Genomic DNA, 14,131 nt, shown 5'->3' with positions numbered 1-14,131 from the left:
CGGCGGCGTCGAAATGCGTCGCGGGTGGTCGTGCGCGGCGCGTCGGGGGTTGCGCGGCCCCCTCAACACCGCACCGTGCGCGGCTTGTATGCCAGACGCTACCCCTCGGCCGTCCCCCCGTCCCGCGGGGGCCGTCCCGTGTGCCGGTATCGTTGCAGGCGGTCGGTGGCTTCGTAGGGTCCCCCGTAAAACAGGGCATCGAAGTTTCGTATGACCATACAAAAACGAACGACGATCTCCGCGAGAAAGGGCCTCCCATGGCCGCCTCCCGCCTGGTCGTGCTGGTCTCCGGCTCCGGCACCAACCTCCAGGCCCTGCTCGACGCCATCGACGCCCACCCCGGCGGAGCCGAGGGCTTCGGGGCCGAAGTCGTCGCCGTGGGGGCCGACCGCGACGACATCGCCGGCCTCGAACGGGCCGAGAAGGCCGGCATCCCCACCTTCGTGTGCGCGGTGAAGGCCCATGCGAGCCGCGCGGAATGGGACGTCGCGCTCACCGCGGCGACCGAGGAGCACGCGCCGGACCTCGTCGTCTCCGCCGGGTTCATGAAGATCCTGGGCAAGACGTTCCTCGGCCGCTTCGGCGGTCGCATCGTCAACACCCATCCCGCCCTCCTCCCGGCCTTCCCCGGGGCCCACGGCGTCCGGGACGCCCTCGCCTACGGCGTGAAGGTCACCGGCTGCACCGTCCACTTGGTGGACGCGGGCGTGGACACCGGTCCGATCATCGCCCAGGGTGTGGTCGAAGTCAGGGACGAGGACGACGAAGCCGCTCTCCATGAGCGCATCAAGGAAGTCGAGCGCAAGCTGCTCGTCGACGTCGTGGGGCGCCTGGCCCGGCACGGCTACCGCATTGAGGGACGAAAGGTAACAATCCAGTGACCGCCGCAGAGAGCAGCACCACCTCGTCGAAGCGACCGATCCGGCGCGCCCTCGTCAGCGTCTACGACAAGACGGGACTGGAAGAACTGGCCCGCGGCCTGCACGAGGCGGGTGTCTCCCTCGTCTCCACCGGCTCCACCGCCTCCCGGATCGCCGACGCCGGCGTGCCCGTCACCAAGGTCGAGGAGCTGACCGGCTTCCCCGAGTGCCTGGACGGCCGCGTCAAGACCCTGCACCCGCGCGTCCACGCCGGGATCCTCGCCGACCTGCGCCTCGACAGCCACCGCGAGCAGCTCGCCGAGCTGGGCGTCGAGCCCTTCGACCTGGTGGTCGTCAACCTCTACCCGTTCCGGGAGACCGTCGCCTCCGGCGCCACCCCCGACGAGTGCGTCGAGCAGATCGACATCGGCGGCCCGTCCATGGTGCGCGCCGCCGCGAAGAACCACCCGTCCGTCGCCGTCGTCACCAGCCCGGCCCGGTACGCCGACGTCCTCGCGGCCGCCAAGGCCGGCGGCTTCGACCTCGGCGCCCGCAAGCGGCTGGCGGCCGAGGCCTTCCAGCACACCGCCGCCTACGACGTGGCCGTCGCCTCCTGGTTCACCAACGCGTACGCCCCGGAGCCGGAGGCCGTGCTGCCCGAGTTCCTGGCCGGCGCCTGGGACCGCAAGGCCGTCCTGCGCTACGGCGAGAACCCGCACCAGGCCGCGGCCCTCTACACCGACGGGCAGCCGGGCGGGCTCGCCAACGCCGAGCAGCTGCACGGCAAGGAGATGTCCTTCAACAACTACGTGGACACCGAGGCCGCCCGCCGCGCCGCCCACGACCACGACGAGCCCTGCGTCGCGATCATCAAGCACGCCAACCCGTGCGGCATCGCGATCGGCGCGGACGTCGCCGAGGCCCACCGCAAGGCCCACGCCTGCGACCCGCTGTCCGCCTTCGGCGGCGTCATCGCCGTCAACCGGCCGGTGACCGTCCAGCTCGCCGAGCAGGTCGCGGAGATCTTCACCGAGGTCATCGCCGCCCCCGCCTACGAGGAGGGCGCGCTCGCGATCCTGTCCAAGAAGAAGAACATCCGCGTGCTGCGCGTCGACGGCAGCCCGCACCAGCCCGGCGACCTCAAGCCGATCTCGGGCGGCGCGGTGCTCCAGCAGAGCGACGTGTTCCAGGCCGACGGCGACGACCCGAAGCACTGGACTCTGGCCACCGGAGAGGCCCTCGCCCCGGAGGAGCTCGCCGAGCTCGCCTTCGCGTGGAAGGCCTGCCGGGCCGTGAAGTCCAACGCGATCCTGCTCGCCAAGGACGGCGCCTCGGTGGGCGTCGGCATGGGCCAGGTCAACCGCGTGGACTCCGCCAAGCTGGCCGTCGAGCGGGCCGGCGCCGAGCGCGCGCAGGGCTCGTACGCCGCCTCCGACGCCTTCTTCCCGTTCCCGGACGGGCTGGAGATCCTGACCGCGGCGGGCGTCAAGGCCGTGGTCCAGCCGGGTGGTTCGGTCCGTGACGAGCAGGTCGTCGAGGCCGCGAAGGCGGCGGGCGTGACCATGTACTTCACCGGCACCCGCCACTTCTTCCACTGAGCAACGGCGCCTACGGCGAAGGCCGCGCCCCGCACCACTGCGGGACGCGGCCTTCGCCGCTCTTGCCACGTTCCCCCGTACGGGGAACTCCCCGCCGGGCTCAGTACCGCGGGCGGTTGAACCAGGCGACGGAGTCCTTGTTGACCGCCGCGACCAGGATCAGCACGCCGATGGCCAGGCCGACCACGCCGCCCACCATGGAGCCGGGGGCGGCCTCGCTGCCCGCGAGGTTGGCGAAGTTGCCGAGGCTGCTCAGGAGGAACAGCACGGAGTAGACGATCGTCGTGACGCGCACGCCGTTGCCGCCCTTGGCGAACTTCGCGGCGAGCACGATCGCCCAGACGGCGAGCGCGATGGAGACCAGGGCGATGGCCGCGATCACGCCGGCCGCGGCGTCGCCGGTGGAGCTGCTGCCGAGCGAGTCGCTGCTGGAGAGGAAGGCGGCGCCCAGCAGGGCGAAGACGCCGACGAGCAGCTGGATGCCCGCGATGATGTAGAGGAACACGCGCGCGGTCTTCAGCAGGCCGGGCATCTGCATCGGCATGCCCGGGTAGCCGCCGGGGCCGGCCGGGTAGCCCGGGTACGCCTGCTGGGGCTGCTGCGGGTAGGCGTAGCCGCCCTGCTGCGGGTAGCCCTGCTGGGGCTGCTGCTGCGGGTAGCCGTAACCGGGCTGGCCCTGCGGCTGCTGCCCGTACGGGTTGTTCGGATCGCCGAAGCTCATCTTGGGGTGTTCCTCCGTGGAAGTGCGGGGACGCACGGCACGCACGGAGGTGGTACTGCTGTTGCGGCCCGCCCCCCGGCACTGCCCGCGGCACTCTTTTTGCTCATCGTCGGCCGACCGGGGCGGACTTGTCCAGCGTCTATTGCAACCGCACCGTCACTTGTTGTGCAAGTGCAACGATTGGTTCAAGCCTGTGACCGTACGGCCGCCCCTTGAGTGGAACCGGGGCCGCCCCATCCGGGAGGATGGACACATGACCGCCCAGATTCTCGACGGCAAGGCCACCGCGGCCGCGATCAAGTCCGAACTGACCGCCCGTGTGGCGGCCCTCAAGGCCCGGGGCGTCACCCCCGGACTCGGCACCCTGCTGGTCGGCGACGACCCGGGCAGCCGCTGGTACGTCAATGGAAAGCACAAGGACTGCGCCGAGGTCGGCATCGAGTCCATCCGCCGCGAACTGCCCGCCACGGCCACCCAGGAGGAGATCGAGGCGGTCGTCCGCGAGCTGAACGAGGACCCTGCCTGCACCGGCTACATCGTCCAACTCCCGCTGCCCAAGGGCATCGACACCAACCGCGTGCTGGAGCTGATGGAGCCGACGAAGGACGCCGACGGCCTGCACCCGATGTCGCTGGGCCGGCTGGTCCTGAACGAGCCGGGACCGCTGCCCTGCACCCCGTACGGCATCGTCGAGCTGCTGCGCCACCACGGCGTGGAGATCAACGGCGCCCACGTCGTGGTCGTCGGCCGCGGCATCACGGTCGGCCGCTCGATCGGCCTGCTGCTCACCCGCAAGTCCGAGAACGCCACCGTCACCCTGTGCCACACCGGTACCCGCGACCTGTCCGGGATCCTGCGTCACGCCGACATCGTCGTCGCGGCGGCCGGCGTCCCGCACCTGGTCAAGCCGGAGGACATCAAGCCGGGTGCGGCCGTCCTCGACGTGGGCGTCAGCCGCGACGAGAGCGGCAAGATCGTCGGCGACGTGCACCCCGGTGTCGCCGAGGTCGCCGCGTGGATCTCCCCGAACCCGGGCGGCGTCGGCCCGATGACCCGTGCCCAGCTCCTCGTCAACGTCGTCGACGCGGCCGAACGGACGGCGACCAGTGCGGGCTGAGCACGACGCCGAGGCGGGAACCGGCGCCGAGGCCGATGCCGGAACCGGGACCGGCGCCGAGGCCGGAACCGGGAACGGCGCCGAGGCCGGGACCGGCGCCGACGGGTCGGCGGAGCAGACCCCGAGGTCACGCCGCTTCCCCTCCGTCACGCAGGACACGGCCCGCCCCGAGGGCGCGGGCCGGGCCGGGCCCGGGGACGCGCTCGCGGCCCGTCAGTGGCCGATGCTCAGCGTGCTCGCCGCGACCGCGATCGGGCTGCTGCTCACCGCGCTGGACCAGCCGCGGGTCGGCTGCCTGGTCATCGGCGTGGCCCTGCTGGGCGCCGCGGTGCTCCGGCGCGTCCTGCCGGACGTGGGCATGCTCGCCGTGCGCTCCCGGTTCACGGACATGATCACGTACGGGCTGCTGGGCGCGGCGATCACGCTGCTCGCGCTGGTGGTCGCGCCCAAGCCGTGGCTGGACGTCCCGTTCCTGGAGGACGCGGTCCGCTTCACCGTCCGCTGACCCGCAGGCAGGTCCGGCGGCCGCCCCACCAGCGGCGCCGGACCCACCGGATCCACCCGTCCGGATGAGCCGGGCGGGCGAATTGCGGGGGCGTGTACGGCTGCTCGCCTTCGAACTCCCGGTCCGTGTGCCACGGACCACACGGACCGGGGGGTTGGGGCCCTTGGGAGTCGGATAGCCTGACGCCGGATGTCTCTTCACGTCAAGATTCGCAGGGAAGCGGCGTCCGCCAGCACATGGGGCAGGGACGCCCCACCCACAGCTGTCTAACGGAGAAGGCCATGACCCGCACTCCTGTGAATGTCACCGTCACCGGCGCCGCCGGCCAGATCGGCTACGCGCTGCTCTTCCGCATCGCCTCCGGTCACCTGCTCGGCGCGGACGTGCCGGTCAAGCTCCGCCTGCTGGAGATCCCCCAGGGCATGAAGGCCGCCGAGGGCACCGCCATGGAGCTCGACGACTGCGCCTTCCCGCTGCTGAAGGGCATCGACATCTTCGACGACCCGAACAAGGGCTTCGAGGGTGCGAACGTCGCCCTGCTCGTGGGCGCCCGCCCGCGCACCGCCGGCATGGAGCGCGGCGACCTGCTCTCCGCCAACGGCGGCATCTTCAAGCCGCAGGGCAAGGCCATCAACGACCACGCCGCGGACGACATCAAGGTCCTCGTCGTCGGCAACCCGGCCAACACCAACGCCCTGATCGCCCAGTCGGCCGCCCCGGACGTACCGGCGGAGCGCTTCACCGCGATGACCCGCCTGGACCACAACCGCGCGATCTCGCAGCTGGCCGCCAAGACCGGTGCCGCCGTCTCCGACATCAAGCGCCTGACGATCTGGGGCAACCACTCCGCCACCCAGTACCCGGACGTCTTCCACGCGGAGATCGCCGGCAAGAACGCCGCCGAGGTCGTGGCCGACGAGGCGTGGCTGGCCGACACCTTCATCCCGACCGTCGCCAAGCGCGGCGCGGCCATCATCGAGGCCCGTGGCGCGTCCTCGGCCGCCTCCGCCGCCAACGCCGCCATCGACCACGTCCACACCTGGGTCAACGGCACCGCCGAGGGCGACTGGACCTCCATGGGCATCCCGTCGGACGGCTCCTACGGCGTGCCGGAGGGTCTCATCTCCTCCTTCCCGGTGGTCTGCAAGGACGGCAAGTACGAGATCGTCCAGGGCCTGGACATCAACGAGTTCTCCCGCGTCCGCATCGACGCCTCGGTGCAGGAGCTCTCCGAGGAGCGCGACGCGGTCCGCGAGCTCGGCCTCATCTGATCCGGACCGATCACGGCGAAGGCCCCGGCGCACTTGCGCGCCGGGGCCTTTCCCGTTCCCTCCGTTCCCCCGGTTCCCCCGTTCCCCGTTCCCCTGTCGGGGGTCGCCTCAGTGGTGCTTGCCCGGGGTGTAGTGGCCGGGGACCATGCGGGTGGTGACGGCGAAGCGGTTCCACACGTTGATCGTCGCGATCACGGCGATCAGCTGGGCGAGTTCCTTCTCCTCGAAGTGCTTCGCGGCCTTCTCGTACACCTCGTCCGGCACGAAGCCGTCCGTCAGCACGGTCACCGCCTCGGTCAGTTCGATCGCGGCGATCTCCTTCTCGGTGTAGAAGTGCCGCGACTCCTCCCAGGCGCTGAGCTGGACGATCCGCTGCAGGCTCTCTCCCGCGGCCAGCGCGTCCTTCGAGTGCATGTCCAGGCAGAACGCGCAGTGGTTCAGCTGCGAGGCACGGATCTTGACGAGCTCCACCAGGAGCGGGTCCAGGCCCTTCTTCGACGCAACCTCCAGGGCGACGATCGCCTTGTAGACCTCGGGCACGTGCTTGGTCCAGCCCATGCGGGGGGTGTGCTCGGGGGCGTAGTCGGTGCTGTGGTCGTGAGTCGTGGTCATGCCCCCACCCTAGGGCGCAGGCGGCCCGCGGATATGGTCCATGTTCATGACGGAATCATGGGCCAATTTCGGGGCCGACCTGCATCTGGACCTGTCCGCCGGGCGCGGCCTGCGGGCCGGTCTCACCGAGGCGTTGCGCGACGCCGCGCGCAGCGGCCGGCTCGCTCCCGGAACCCGGCTGCCGTCCTCGCGGTCGCTCGCCGCCGACCTCGGGATCGCCCGCAACACGGTCGCGGAGGCCTACGCCGAACTGGTCGCCGAGGGCTGGTTGACGGCCCGCCAGGGTTCGGGCACCCGGGTCGCGGAGCGCGCGCGGCCCCGCCGGTCCGCGGTGGCCGCGGCCCGCGTCCGGCCGCCGGCGCTCCGGGGGGCCGCGCACAGCCTGCTGGCCGGCACCCCGGACCTGGGCGGATTCCCGCGCGCGGCCTGGCTGGCGGCGGCCCGGCGGGCGCTGACGGACGCCCCGAACGAGGCCTTCGGCTACGGGATCGACCAGCGCGGCCGGGTCGAGCTGCGCGAGGCGCTGGCCGGCTACCTGGCGCGGGCGCGCGGGGTGTACGCCGACCCGGACCGGATCGTGCTGTGCTCCGGCTTCGCGCACGGGCTGTCGGTGCTGGCGCGGGTGCTGCGGTCGCGCCGGGTACGGGAGGTGGCGGTGGAGGGGTACAGCCTGGGCGAGCACCGCGAGCTGCTGACCCGGGCCGGGCTGCGGACGGCCCCGCTGGCGGTGGACGGGGCGGGCGCCCGCACCCCGGAGCTGTCCGCCGGCGACGCGGGGGCGGTGCTGCTCACGCCCGCCCACCAGTTCCCGACCGGGGTGGCGCTGACCGCGGCCCGGCGGGCGGCGGCGGTCGACTGGGCCCGGACCACGGGCGGGTTGATCCTGGAGGACGACTACGACGGGGAGTTCCGCTACGACCGCCAGCAGGTCGGCGCCCTCCAGGGGCTCGACCCCGACCGGGTGGTGTACCTCGGCACGGCGAGCAAGTCCCTGGCCCCGGGGCTGCGGATGGGCTGGATGGTGGTGCCGCCGGGACTGTTGGAGGAAGTCCTCGCGGCCAAGGGCCGGTTCGACTGGGCGTCGAGCGCCCTGGACCAGCTGACCCTGGCGGAGTTCATCCGTTCGGGCGCGTACGACCGCCACGTGCGCGGCATGCGGCTGCGCTACCGGCGCCGCCGGGACGAGCTGCTGGCGGCGGTGTCGGGGCGGGTCGCCGTCTCGGGCATCGCGGCGGGCCTGCACGCGGTGCTGGACCTCCCGGCGGGGGCGCAGGAGGCGGTGCTGCGGGCGGCGGCCTGGCACGACGTCGCCCTGGAGACCCTGTCCCGCTACGCCCACCCGGACGCGGCGGAGCCGCCGCGGGAGGCCCTGGTCGTCGGCTACGGCACCCCCTCGACGAGCGCCTGGTCCGCGTCCCTGGCGGCCCTGGTGGCCTCCCTGCCCTGACGGTCCGGCGCCGGCCGCGGCACTACGGGGCGCTCCCCGCCGCCGGCCCCGGCCGCGGTTCCGGACCCGGACCCGGCCCCGGCCCCGGCCCCGGCCCCGGGAGTTCGCCGAAGCGGGCCAGGGCCAGCGCTCCGGACACGGCCACGACGAAGCCGAGGACCGCCAGCCAGGTCAGCCCCTCGCGGGTGCGGTCCCCGAGCCAGACGACCCCGACCACCGCGGGGCCGATCGTCTCGCCCAGCACCATGCCCGCCGTGGCCACCGTGACCGAGCCGCGCTGCAGCGCCGAGGTCAGCAGCAGGAAGGCCGCGCCCCCGCCGAGCAGGAGCGCGTACAGGGCGGGGTTGCGCAGTTCGGCGGGGGAGAAGCCGTCGATGAGGCGGACCGCGACCTCCACCACCCCGAAGCCCGTCCCGGCGGCCAGACCCAGGACCAGCGCCCGCGGCCGGTCCGGCAGGCCGCCGCAGAGCGCGCCTACGGCCAGCACCCCGCCCGCGGTCAGCAGCAGGCCCAGCTCCAGTGCGGACGACCCCTGCCCGGGGCCCTCTTCGCCCGCGGACAGCGCCAGCATCGCGAGCCCCGCGCACACCACGCCCACCGCGGACCACTCGGCCCCGCTCAGCCGCATCCGCAGCATCCGCGCCGCGACCACCGCCGTCACCGCGAGGCTCGCGGCCAGGGCGGCGCCCACCGCGTAGATCGGGATGTGCCGCAGGGCGATGATCTGGAGCACGAACCCGGCGGCGTCCAGTCCCAGACCGGCCAGATACCGCCACTGGCGCACGGCGCGCAGCAGCAGCGCGGTGTCCACGCCGGATCCGGACCCGGGCTCGACGGCCCGGGTGCCGACCGCCTGCAGGACCGATGCCGTGCCGAAGCAGACCGCTGCTCCGAGGGCGCAAACCATACCGATCAGCACGAATCGACTCTAGATCATGGAGTCTCGGTGACGGTTTCGACGGCCGGATTCCATCCCTTCGATGCCCCGTTCTAGTCTGTCGGCCATGGACAGCAGCAGTGGCAGCACCACCCGACGCATGCGCTCCGGCGGCGTCGCCCTCGGCGGCATGGGCCTGCTCGCCGCAGCCCTCGTCGCCTGCGGCAGCAGCAGCGAGCCGGACAAGCGCTGCGCCGACCGCGTGACCCTGGAGAAGCTCAACACCAAGGAGTGCAGGAGCGGCGGCCGCGGCTCGTACTACTACGGCGGCACCGTCACCAACAACAGGGTCGGCGGCGGGAGCTTCGACAAGTCGGCCGTCAAGACCGGCGGCATCGGCGGCGGCAAGAGCTCCAGCGGAGGCTGAACCCGTGCAGCGCCACACCATCGAGCCGCGGCCCGACTGGCAGAAGACCGTCGAGGAGCAGGGGCTCGTCTACCCCCTCACCCGCTACCCCGACGACTCCCTGCGCCCGTACTGGGACGAGAGCGCCTACTACTCCTTCTCGCTCCCCGAGGTCGAGGCGCTGGAGAACGTCGTCGAGGAACTGCACGCCATGTGCCTGGCCGCGGCCGCGCACATCGTCGAGCACGACCGCTTCGCCGACCTCGGCATCACCGACCCGAAGCTCGCCGCGATGATCGCCGAGTCCTGGCGGCGCCGGGCCGAGCAGCCGTCCCTGTACGGCCGCTTCGACCTGCGCTACGACGGCTCCGGCAGCCCCGCCAAGATGCTGGAGTACAACGCCGACACCCCCACCTCCCTGGTGGAGGCGGCCAGTCCGCAGTGGTTCTGGATGGAGGAGCGCTTCCCCGGCGCCGACCAGTGGAACTCCCTGCACGAACGTCTCGTCGACGCCTGGCGCCGGCAGGCGGAGCTGCTGCCGCCCGGCCCCGTGCACTTCGCGCACTCCGCGGCCGACGAGCTCGGCGAGGACCTGATGACGGTGGCCTACCTCCAGGAGACCGCCGAGCAGGCGGGCCTGGACACCGAGGCGCTGTCCGTCGAGCAGATCGGCTGGGACACCCTCTCGGGCCGGTTCGTCGACCAGCACCTGCGGTTCATCCGCGGCATCTTCAAGCTCTACCCGTGGGAGTGGCTGGCCGCCGACGAGTTCGGCCCGCACGTCCTGGACACCTACGACCAGGGCGGCGGCTCCGGCACCACCTGCTGGATCGAACCGCTGTGGAAGATGCTGCTGTCCAACAAGGCGCTGCTGGCGATCCTGTGGGAGCTGTTCCCCGAACACCCCAACCTGCTGCCCGCCTACCTCGACGGCCCCCGCGAACTGGCCGACACCACCGGCTTCGCGGCGAAGCCGCTGCTGGGCCGCGAGGGCGCCGGCGTCAGCCTGCACACCCCCGGCGGCGAGCCGTTCACCCCGGCCGAGGGCGAGCGGTACGTGTACCAGGGGCTGGCCCCGCTGCCCGACTTCGACGGCAACCGGGTCGTGCTCGGTGCCTGGGTCGTCGAGGAGGAGGCCGCGGGCCTGGGAATCCGCGAGTCCGCGGGCCCCGTCACGGACGAGTACGCCCGCTTCCTTCCGCACGTCATCCTCTAGTGCCGTCGCCGGGGGTCTGCCGGCCCCGGCTAACCTCGCCGCATGGGTGCGGACATCACGGTCCTGGCGGTCGACTGGGCACACCTCGTGCGGATCCCGCCGGACGAGCGGCTCACCGTGTTGCAGGAGTCGGCGTACCCGGACGACGACGGGGTCGGCGACGCCCCGGTCCTCGACGCCGGCTGGGTGTGGCCGGCCGAGCCGGACAGGTCCTGGCTGGGCCGGTACGAGTTCGCCGGCACGCTCGGCTCGTACAAGCCGCACTTCTGGGCCGCAGAGGCGTGGGAGGACGTCCGGGGCGCCGCCGATCCCGGGCTGCGGGCGGCCCTGGACGCGTTCCTGGGCGCGCTGGTCTGGTCGGGGCCCGATCCCGGGACCGACGCCGAGCACGTGGACCCCGGGCTGTTCCCCTCCCTCGCCCCGCTGTGGCGGTCGGGGCCGCTCATCGCCCGCGGGCCGGACGCGGTGGCCCGGCTGGGCCGCGACTGGCGGGAGGCCGCGATGGCCCTGCCGAGCCTGCGCGAGCCGTACGCGCGCCACGCCGCGGGCCCGGGACGGTGGATCGCGGACTTCGAGGACTTCACCCGGCTGCTGTCGGGCTGGGCCGAGGTGGTCGGGGAGGCCGGGCGGCGCCGGTGGGGGCTGGTCGGGCTGCCGCTCTGACGGCTCCCGCCCGGGCGCGCCCCCGTACGCCGTTCCTCTCCGCCGGCGGACCCTCCGGCGGGCCGGCGCGGCACACCACCGCGGCCGGGCCCGCCGGGGTGGTCGTCAGCCGGCGGCGAGGACCGCGCGCAGCTGGTCCAGGCCCCAGTCCAGGTCCTCCTTGCTGATCACCAGCGGCGGGGCGATGCGGATCGTGGCGCCGTGCGTGTCCTTGACCAGGACGCCCCGTTCCATCAGCCGCTGCGAGACCTCCCGGCCCGTGCCGTGGCCGGGCTCGATGTCCACGCCGGCCCACAGGCCGCGGCCGCGTACGGCGGTCACTGCGCCCCCGCCGACCAGCAGGTTCAGCTCCCGGTGCAGGTGGTCGCCGAGTTCGGTGGCGCGCTGCTGGTACTCGCCGGTCCGCAGCATCGCGATGACCTCCAGGGCGACCGCGCAGGCGAGCGGGTTCCCGCCGAAGGTGGAGCCGTGCTCGCCGGGCTTGAAGACGCCGAGCACGTCCCGGTCGGCGACGACGGCCGAGACCGGCACCACGCCGCCGCCCAGCGCCTTGCCGAGGACGTAGACGTCCGGCACGACCTCCTCGTGGTCGCAGGCGAAGGTGCGGCCCGTGCGGCCCAGCCCGGACTGGATCTCGTCCGCCATGAACAGCACGTTCCGCTCGCGCGTGAGCTCCCGTACGCCCTGCAGGTAGCCGGCCGGCGGCACCAGCACCCCCGCCTCGCCCTGGATCGGTTCCAGCAGCACGGCCACCGTGTTGGAGGTGATGGCGTGGGCGAGGGCGGTGAGGTCCCCGTACGGGACGATCTCGAACCCCGGCGTGTACGGCCCGAAGTGGTCGCGGGCCTCGTGGTCGGTGGAGAAGCTCACGATGGTCGTCGTCCGGCCGTGGAAGTTGTCGGACGCCACCACGATCTTGGCGTGGCCGTCGGGTACGCCCTTGACCTCGTACCCCCACTTCCGGGCGGTCTTCACCGCCGTCTCCACGGCCTCCGCGCCCGTGTTCATCGGCAGCACCATCTCCTTGCCGCACAGTTCGGTGAGGGCGGTGCAGAAGTCGGCGAACCGGTCGTGGTGGAAGGCCCGCGAGGTCAGCGTGACCCGCTCCAGCTGCGCCCGTGCCGCGTCGAGCAGACGGCGGTTGCCGTGGCCGAAGTTGAGCGCCGAGTAGCCCGCGAGCATGTCGAGGTAGCGCCGGCCCTCCACATCGGTCATCCACGCACCCTCCGCGGTCGCCACGACCACGGGCAACGGGTGGTAGTTGTGCGCACTGTGGGCCTCGGCGGCGGCGATGCTCTCTGCAGTGGTCGACACGGGGTCTCCGATCGTCGTCAGCGGGCGGGGAGGGGTGACACGGTGGTGTCCCCTTGTATACGGCTATACGTCGCTCGTATACCGGACGCGGAAACCTTTCCGGTGGCGTGCCCGCTAAGGTGGGCGGTACGCACGGCGACTGGCGCACGGAGAACGAACTCCGGGGGAGTCGTGCGCGCACGACCGCATACAGGGCCGCTCGCCTGGGCCTCGCGGGGACGAGAACCGACATCGACCCCGGAGGAGCCGCCGTGACCGCGCACCGCCACCCCGCCCTGACCGCGACCGATCCCGAACTCGCGTCCTTCGTCGCCGCCGAGGAGCAGCTCCAGGCGCAGACGCTCCGTCTGATCCCCAGTGAGAACTACGTGTCGGCCGCGGTGCTCGAAGCCTCCGGCACCGTCCTGCAGAACAAGTACAGCGAGGGCTACCCGGGCCGCCGCTACTACGAGGGCCAGCAGAACATCGACCGGATCGAGGCGTTGGCCGTCGAGCGGGCCAAGGGCCTGTTCGGCGTCGACCACGCCAACGTCCAGCCGTACTCCGGCTCGCCCGCGAACCTGGCCGTGTACCTGGCCTTCGCGCAGCCCGGCGACACGGTGATGGGCATGGCCCTGCCGATGGGCGGCCACCTGACGCACGGCTGGGGCGTCTCGGCGACGGGCAGCTGGTTCCGCGGCGTGCAGTACGGGGTCACCGCGGAGACCGGGCTGATCGACTACGACGCCGTGCGCGACCTCGCGCTGGCCGAACGCCCGAAGATCATCTTCTGTGGTGGCACCGCCCTGCCCCGCACGATCGACTTCGAGGCCTTCGCCTCCATCGCCAAGGAGGCGGGCTCGGTCCTCGTCGCCGACGTCGCCCACATCGCGGGCCTGATCGCGGGCGGGGCCCACCCCTCCCCGGCGGGCCACGTCGACGTCATCTCCACGACCACCCACAAGACCCTGCGCGGGCCGCGCGGCGCGATGCTGATGTGCCGCGAGGAGCACGCCAAGGCCATCGACAAGGCCGTCTTCCCCGGCCTCCAGGGCGGCCCGCACAACCAGACGACGGCGGGCATCGCGGTGGCCCTGCACGAGGCGGCGCAGCCGTCGTTCACCGCGTACGCGCACGCGGTCGTGGCCAACGCGAAGGCGCTGGCCGCGGCGTTGCTGGAGCGCGGCTTCGACCTGGTGTCGGGCGGTACCGACAACCACCTGATCCTGATCGACCTGACCCGCAAGGAGGTTCCGGGCAAGGTCGCGGCGAAGGCGCTGGACCGGGCGGGCGTCGTCGTGAACTACAACACGGTGCCGTTCGACCCGCGCAAGCCGTTCGACCCGTCCGGGATCCGGATCGGTACGCCGTCGCTGACCTCGCGCGGTCTGACCACGGAGCACATGCCGCAGGTCGCCGACTGGATCGCGCGGGCCGTGGCTGCCGCCGCGGGCGGCGACGAGGTGGCTCTGGCCGCGATCCGGGCCGAGGTCGCCGACCTCATGGCCGCGCACCCGGCGCCGGGCCTGCCGCTGTCCTGACACC

14 protein-coding genes and 1 riboswitch are annotated in these 14,131 nt (G+C 72.8%); of the genes, 10 read left to right on the top strand and 4 right to left on the bottom strand.

The genetic code is table 11. The features are described 5' to 3' along the window. The first annotated feature begins 257 nt into the window (after positions 1–257). Both purN and purH read left to right on the top strand, forming a co-directional pair. The gene (gene purN, locus ACZ4VL_RS18950; protein ID WP_468200965.1) at positions 258–881 is read left to right on the top strand and encodes a phosphoribosylglycinamide formyltransferase; all 624 of its coding nucleotides are present in this window, start codon (positions 258–260) and stop codon (positions 879–881) included. Further along, positions 878–2,458, top strand: coding sequence for a bifunctional phosphoribosylaminoimidazolecarboxamide formyltransferase/IMP cyclohydrolase (gene purH, locus ACZ4VL_RS18945; protein ID WP_468200962.1), 1,581 nt, complete (start codon positions 878–880; stop codon positions 2,456–2,458). The genes purN and purH overlap by 4 nt, the downstream gene beginning before the upstream one ends. Before the next feature lie 100 nt (positions 2,459–2,558). Here the strand turns inward: purH and ACZ4VL_RS18940 are convergent, their stop codons facing one another. Beyond that, entirely contained in the window at positions 2,559–3,179 is a 621-nt protein-coding gene (locus ACZ4VL_RS18940; protein ID WP_468200961.1) for a hypothetical protein, read from the bottom strand. Between the two features lie 253 nt (positions 3,180–3,432). Between ACZ4VL_RS18940 and ACZ4VL_RS18935 the strand changes: the two genes are divergently transcribed. From ACZ4VL_RS18935 to ACZ4VL_RS18925, 3 genes are all read left to right on the top strand, one after another. Further along, positions 3,433–4,296 carry a bifunctional methylenetetrahydrofolate dehydrogenase/methenyltetrahydrofolate cyclohydrolase gene (locus ACZ4VL_RS18935; protein WP_468200958.1) on the top strand — a complete coding sequence of 288 codons (864 nt, stop codon included), beginning with the start codon at positions 3,433–3,435 and terminating at the stop codon, positions 4,294–4,296. Beyond that, the gene (locus ACZ4VL_RS18930; protein ID WP_468200956.1) at positions 4,286–4,801 is read left to right on the top strand and encodes a DUF3017 domain-containing protein; all 516 of its coding nucleotides are present in this window, start codon (positions 4,286–4,288) and stop codon (positions 4,799–4,801) included. The genes ACZ4VL_RS18935 and ACZ4VL_RS18930 overlap by 11 nt, the downstream gene beginning before the upstream one ends. A 281-nt stretch (positions 4,802–5,082) precedes the next feature. Then, on the top strand, positions 5,083–6,072 hold the full coding sequence (locus tag ACZ4VL_RS18925) for a malate dehydrogenase (RefSeq protein WP_468200953.1): 990 nt from the start codon (positions 5,083–5,085) through the stop codon (positions 6,070–6,072). A gap of 108 nt (positions 6,073–6,180) precedes the next feature. On the opposite strand, the gene ACZ4VL_RS18920 is transcribed toward ACZ4VL_RS18925, so the two are convergent. Further along, on the bottom strand, positions 6,181–6,684 hold the full coding sequence (locus ACZ4VL_RS18920; RefSeq protein ID WP_468200950.1) for a carboxymuconolactone decarboxylase family protein: 504 nt from the start codon (positions 6,682–6,684) through the stop codon (positions 6,181–6,183). Positions 6,685–6,730: 46 nt separating this feature from the next. Between ACZ4VL_RS18920 and pdxR the strand changes: the two genes are divergently transcribed. Further along, positions 6,731–8,131, top strand: a complete 1,401-nt coding sequence (gene pdxR / locus ACZ4VL_RS18915) for a MocR-like pyridoxine biosynthesis transcription factor PdxR (protein ID WP_468200947.1) — start codon at positions 6,731–6,733, stop codon at positions 8,129–8,131. 22 nt (positions 8,132–8,153) lie between these two features. Here pdxR and ACZ4VL_RS18910 read toward each other — a convergent pair whose 3' ends face one another. After that, a complete protein-coding gene (locus ACZ4VL_RS18910) occupies positions 8,154–9,038 on the bottom strand; it encodes a DMT family protein (protein ID WP_468201013.1) in 885 nt (294 codons plus the stop codon). Between the two features lie 97 nt (positions 9,039–9,135). Here ACZ4VL_RS18910 and ACZ4VL_RS18905 point away from each other — a divergent pair, with 97 nt between their 5' ends. From ACZ4VL_RS18905 to ACZ4VL_RS18895, 3 genes are read left to right on the top strand one after another with little or no spacing between them, the layout of a single operon-like run. Beyond that, the gene (locus ACZ4VL_RS18905; RefSeq protein WP_361093578.1) at positions 9,136–9,435 is read left to right on the top strand and encodes a hypothetical protein; all 300 of its coding nucleotides are present in this window, start codon (positions 9,136–9,138) and stop codon (positions 9,433–9,435) included. A gap of 4 nt (positions 9,436–9,439) precedes the next feature. Continuing rightward, complete coding sequence (locus ACZ4VL_RS18900) at positions 9,440–10,630, top strand: glutathionylspermidine synthase family protein (RefSeq protein ID WP_468200944.1); 1,191 nt, start codon at positions 9,440–9,442, stop codon at positions 10,628–10,630. 42 nt (positions 10,631–10,672) lie between these two features. Beyond that, positions 10,673–11,293, top strand: a complete 621-nt coding sequence (locus ACZ4VL_RS18895) for a hypothetical protein (RefSeq protein ID WP_468200941.1) — start codon at positions 10,673–10,675, stop codon at positions 11,291–11,293. 105 nt (positions 11,294–11,398) lie between these two features. Here the strand turns inward: ACZ4VL_RS18895 and rocD are convergent, their stop codons facing one another. After that, positions 11,399–12,607: an ornithine--oxo-acid transaminase gene (gene rocD / locus ACZ4VL_RS18890; RefSeq protein ID WP_468200939.1), complete on the bottom strand. Its 1,209-nt coding sequence runs from the start codon at positions 12,605–12,607 to the stop codon at positions 11,399–11,401. Between the two features lie 125 nt (positions 12,608–12,732). After that, a riboswitch (ZMP/ZTP riboswitch) is annotated at positions 12,733–12,823 on the top strand. Between the two features lie 35 nt (positions 12,824–12,858). Here rocD and ACZ4VL_RS18885 point away from each other — a divergent pair. After that, on the top strand, positions 12,859–14,127 hold the full coding sequence (locus ACZ4VL_RS18885) for a serine hydroxymethyltransferase (protein ID WP_468200936.1): 1,269 nt from the start codon (positions 12,859–12,861) through the stop codon (positions 14,125–14,127). Positions 14,128–14,131 lie beyond the last annotated feature (4 nt).

The sequence above is a fragment of the Streptomyces sp. NPDC029014 genome, from assembly GCF_055564695.1.
The sequence above is the reverse complement of the archived record's forward strand: the minus strand, read 5'-3'. Positions and strand labels throughout refer to the sequence as shown.

What these genes read in the sequence shown, in the direction of transcription:
- purN (WP_468200965.1), top strand. Translation starts at nt 258, where the DNA reads ATGGCCGCCTCCCGCCTGGTCGTGCTGGTCTCCGGCTCCGGCACCAAC.
- ACZ4VL_RS18940 (WP_468200961.1), bottom strand. Translation starts at nt 3,179, where the DNA reads ATGAGCTTCGGCGATCCGAACAACCCGTACGGGCAGCAGCCGCAGGGC.
- ACZ4VL_RS18935 (WP_468200958.1), top strand. Translation starts at nt 3,433, where the DNA reads ATGACCGCCCAGATTCTCGACGGCAAGGCCACCGCGGCCGCGATCAAG.
- ACZ4VL_RS18925 (WP_468200953.1), top strand. Translation starts at nt 5,083, where the DNA reads ATGACCCGCACTCCTGTGAATGTCACCGTCACCGGCGCCGCCGGCCAG.
- ACZ4VL_RS18920 (WP_468200950.1), bottom strand. Translation starts at nt 6,684, where the DNA reads ATGACCACGACTCACGACCACAGCACCGACTACGCCCCCGAGCACACC.
- pdxR (WP_468200947.1), top strand. Translation starts at nt 6,731, where the DNA reads ATGACGGAATCATGGGCCAATTTCGGGGCCGACCTGCATCTGGACCTG.
- ACZ4VL_RS18910 (WP_468201013.1), bottom strand. Translation starts at nt 9,038, where the DNA reads ATGGTTTGCGCCCTCGGAGCAGCGGTCTGCTTCGGCACGGCATCGGTC.
- ACZ4VL_RS18905 (WP_361093578.1), top strand. Translation starts at nt 9,136, where the DNA reads ATGGACAGCAGCAGTGGCAGCACCACCCGACGCATGCGCTCCGGCGGC.
- ACZ4VL_RS18895 (WP_468200941.1), top strand. Translation starts at nt 10,673, where the DNA reads ATGGGTGCGGACATCACGGTCCTGGCGGTCGACTGGGCACACCTCGTG.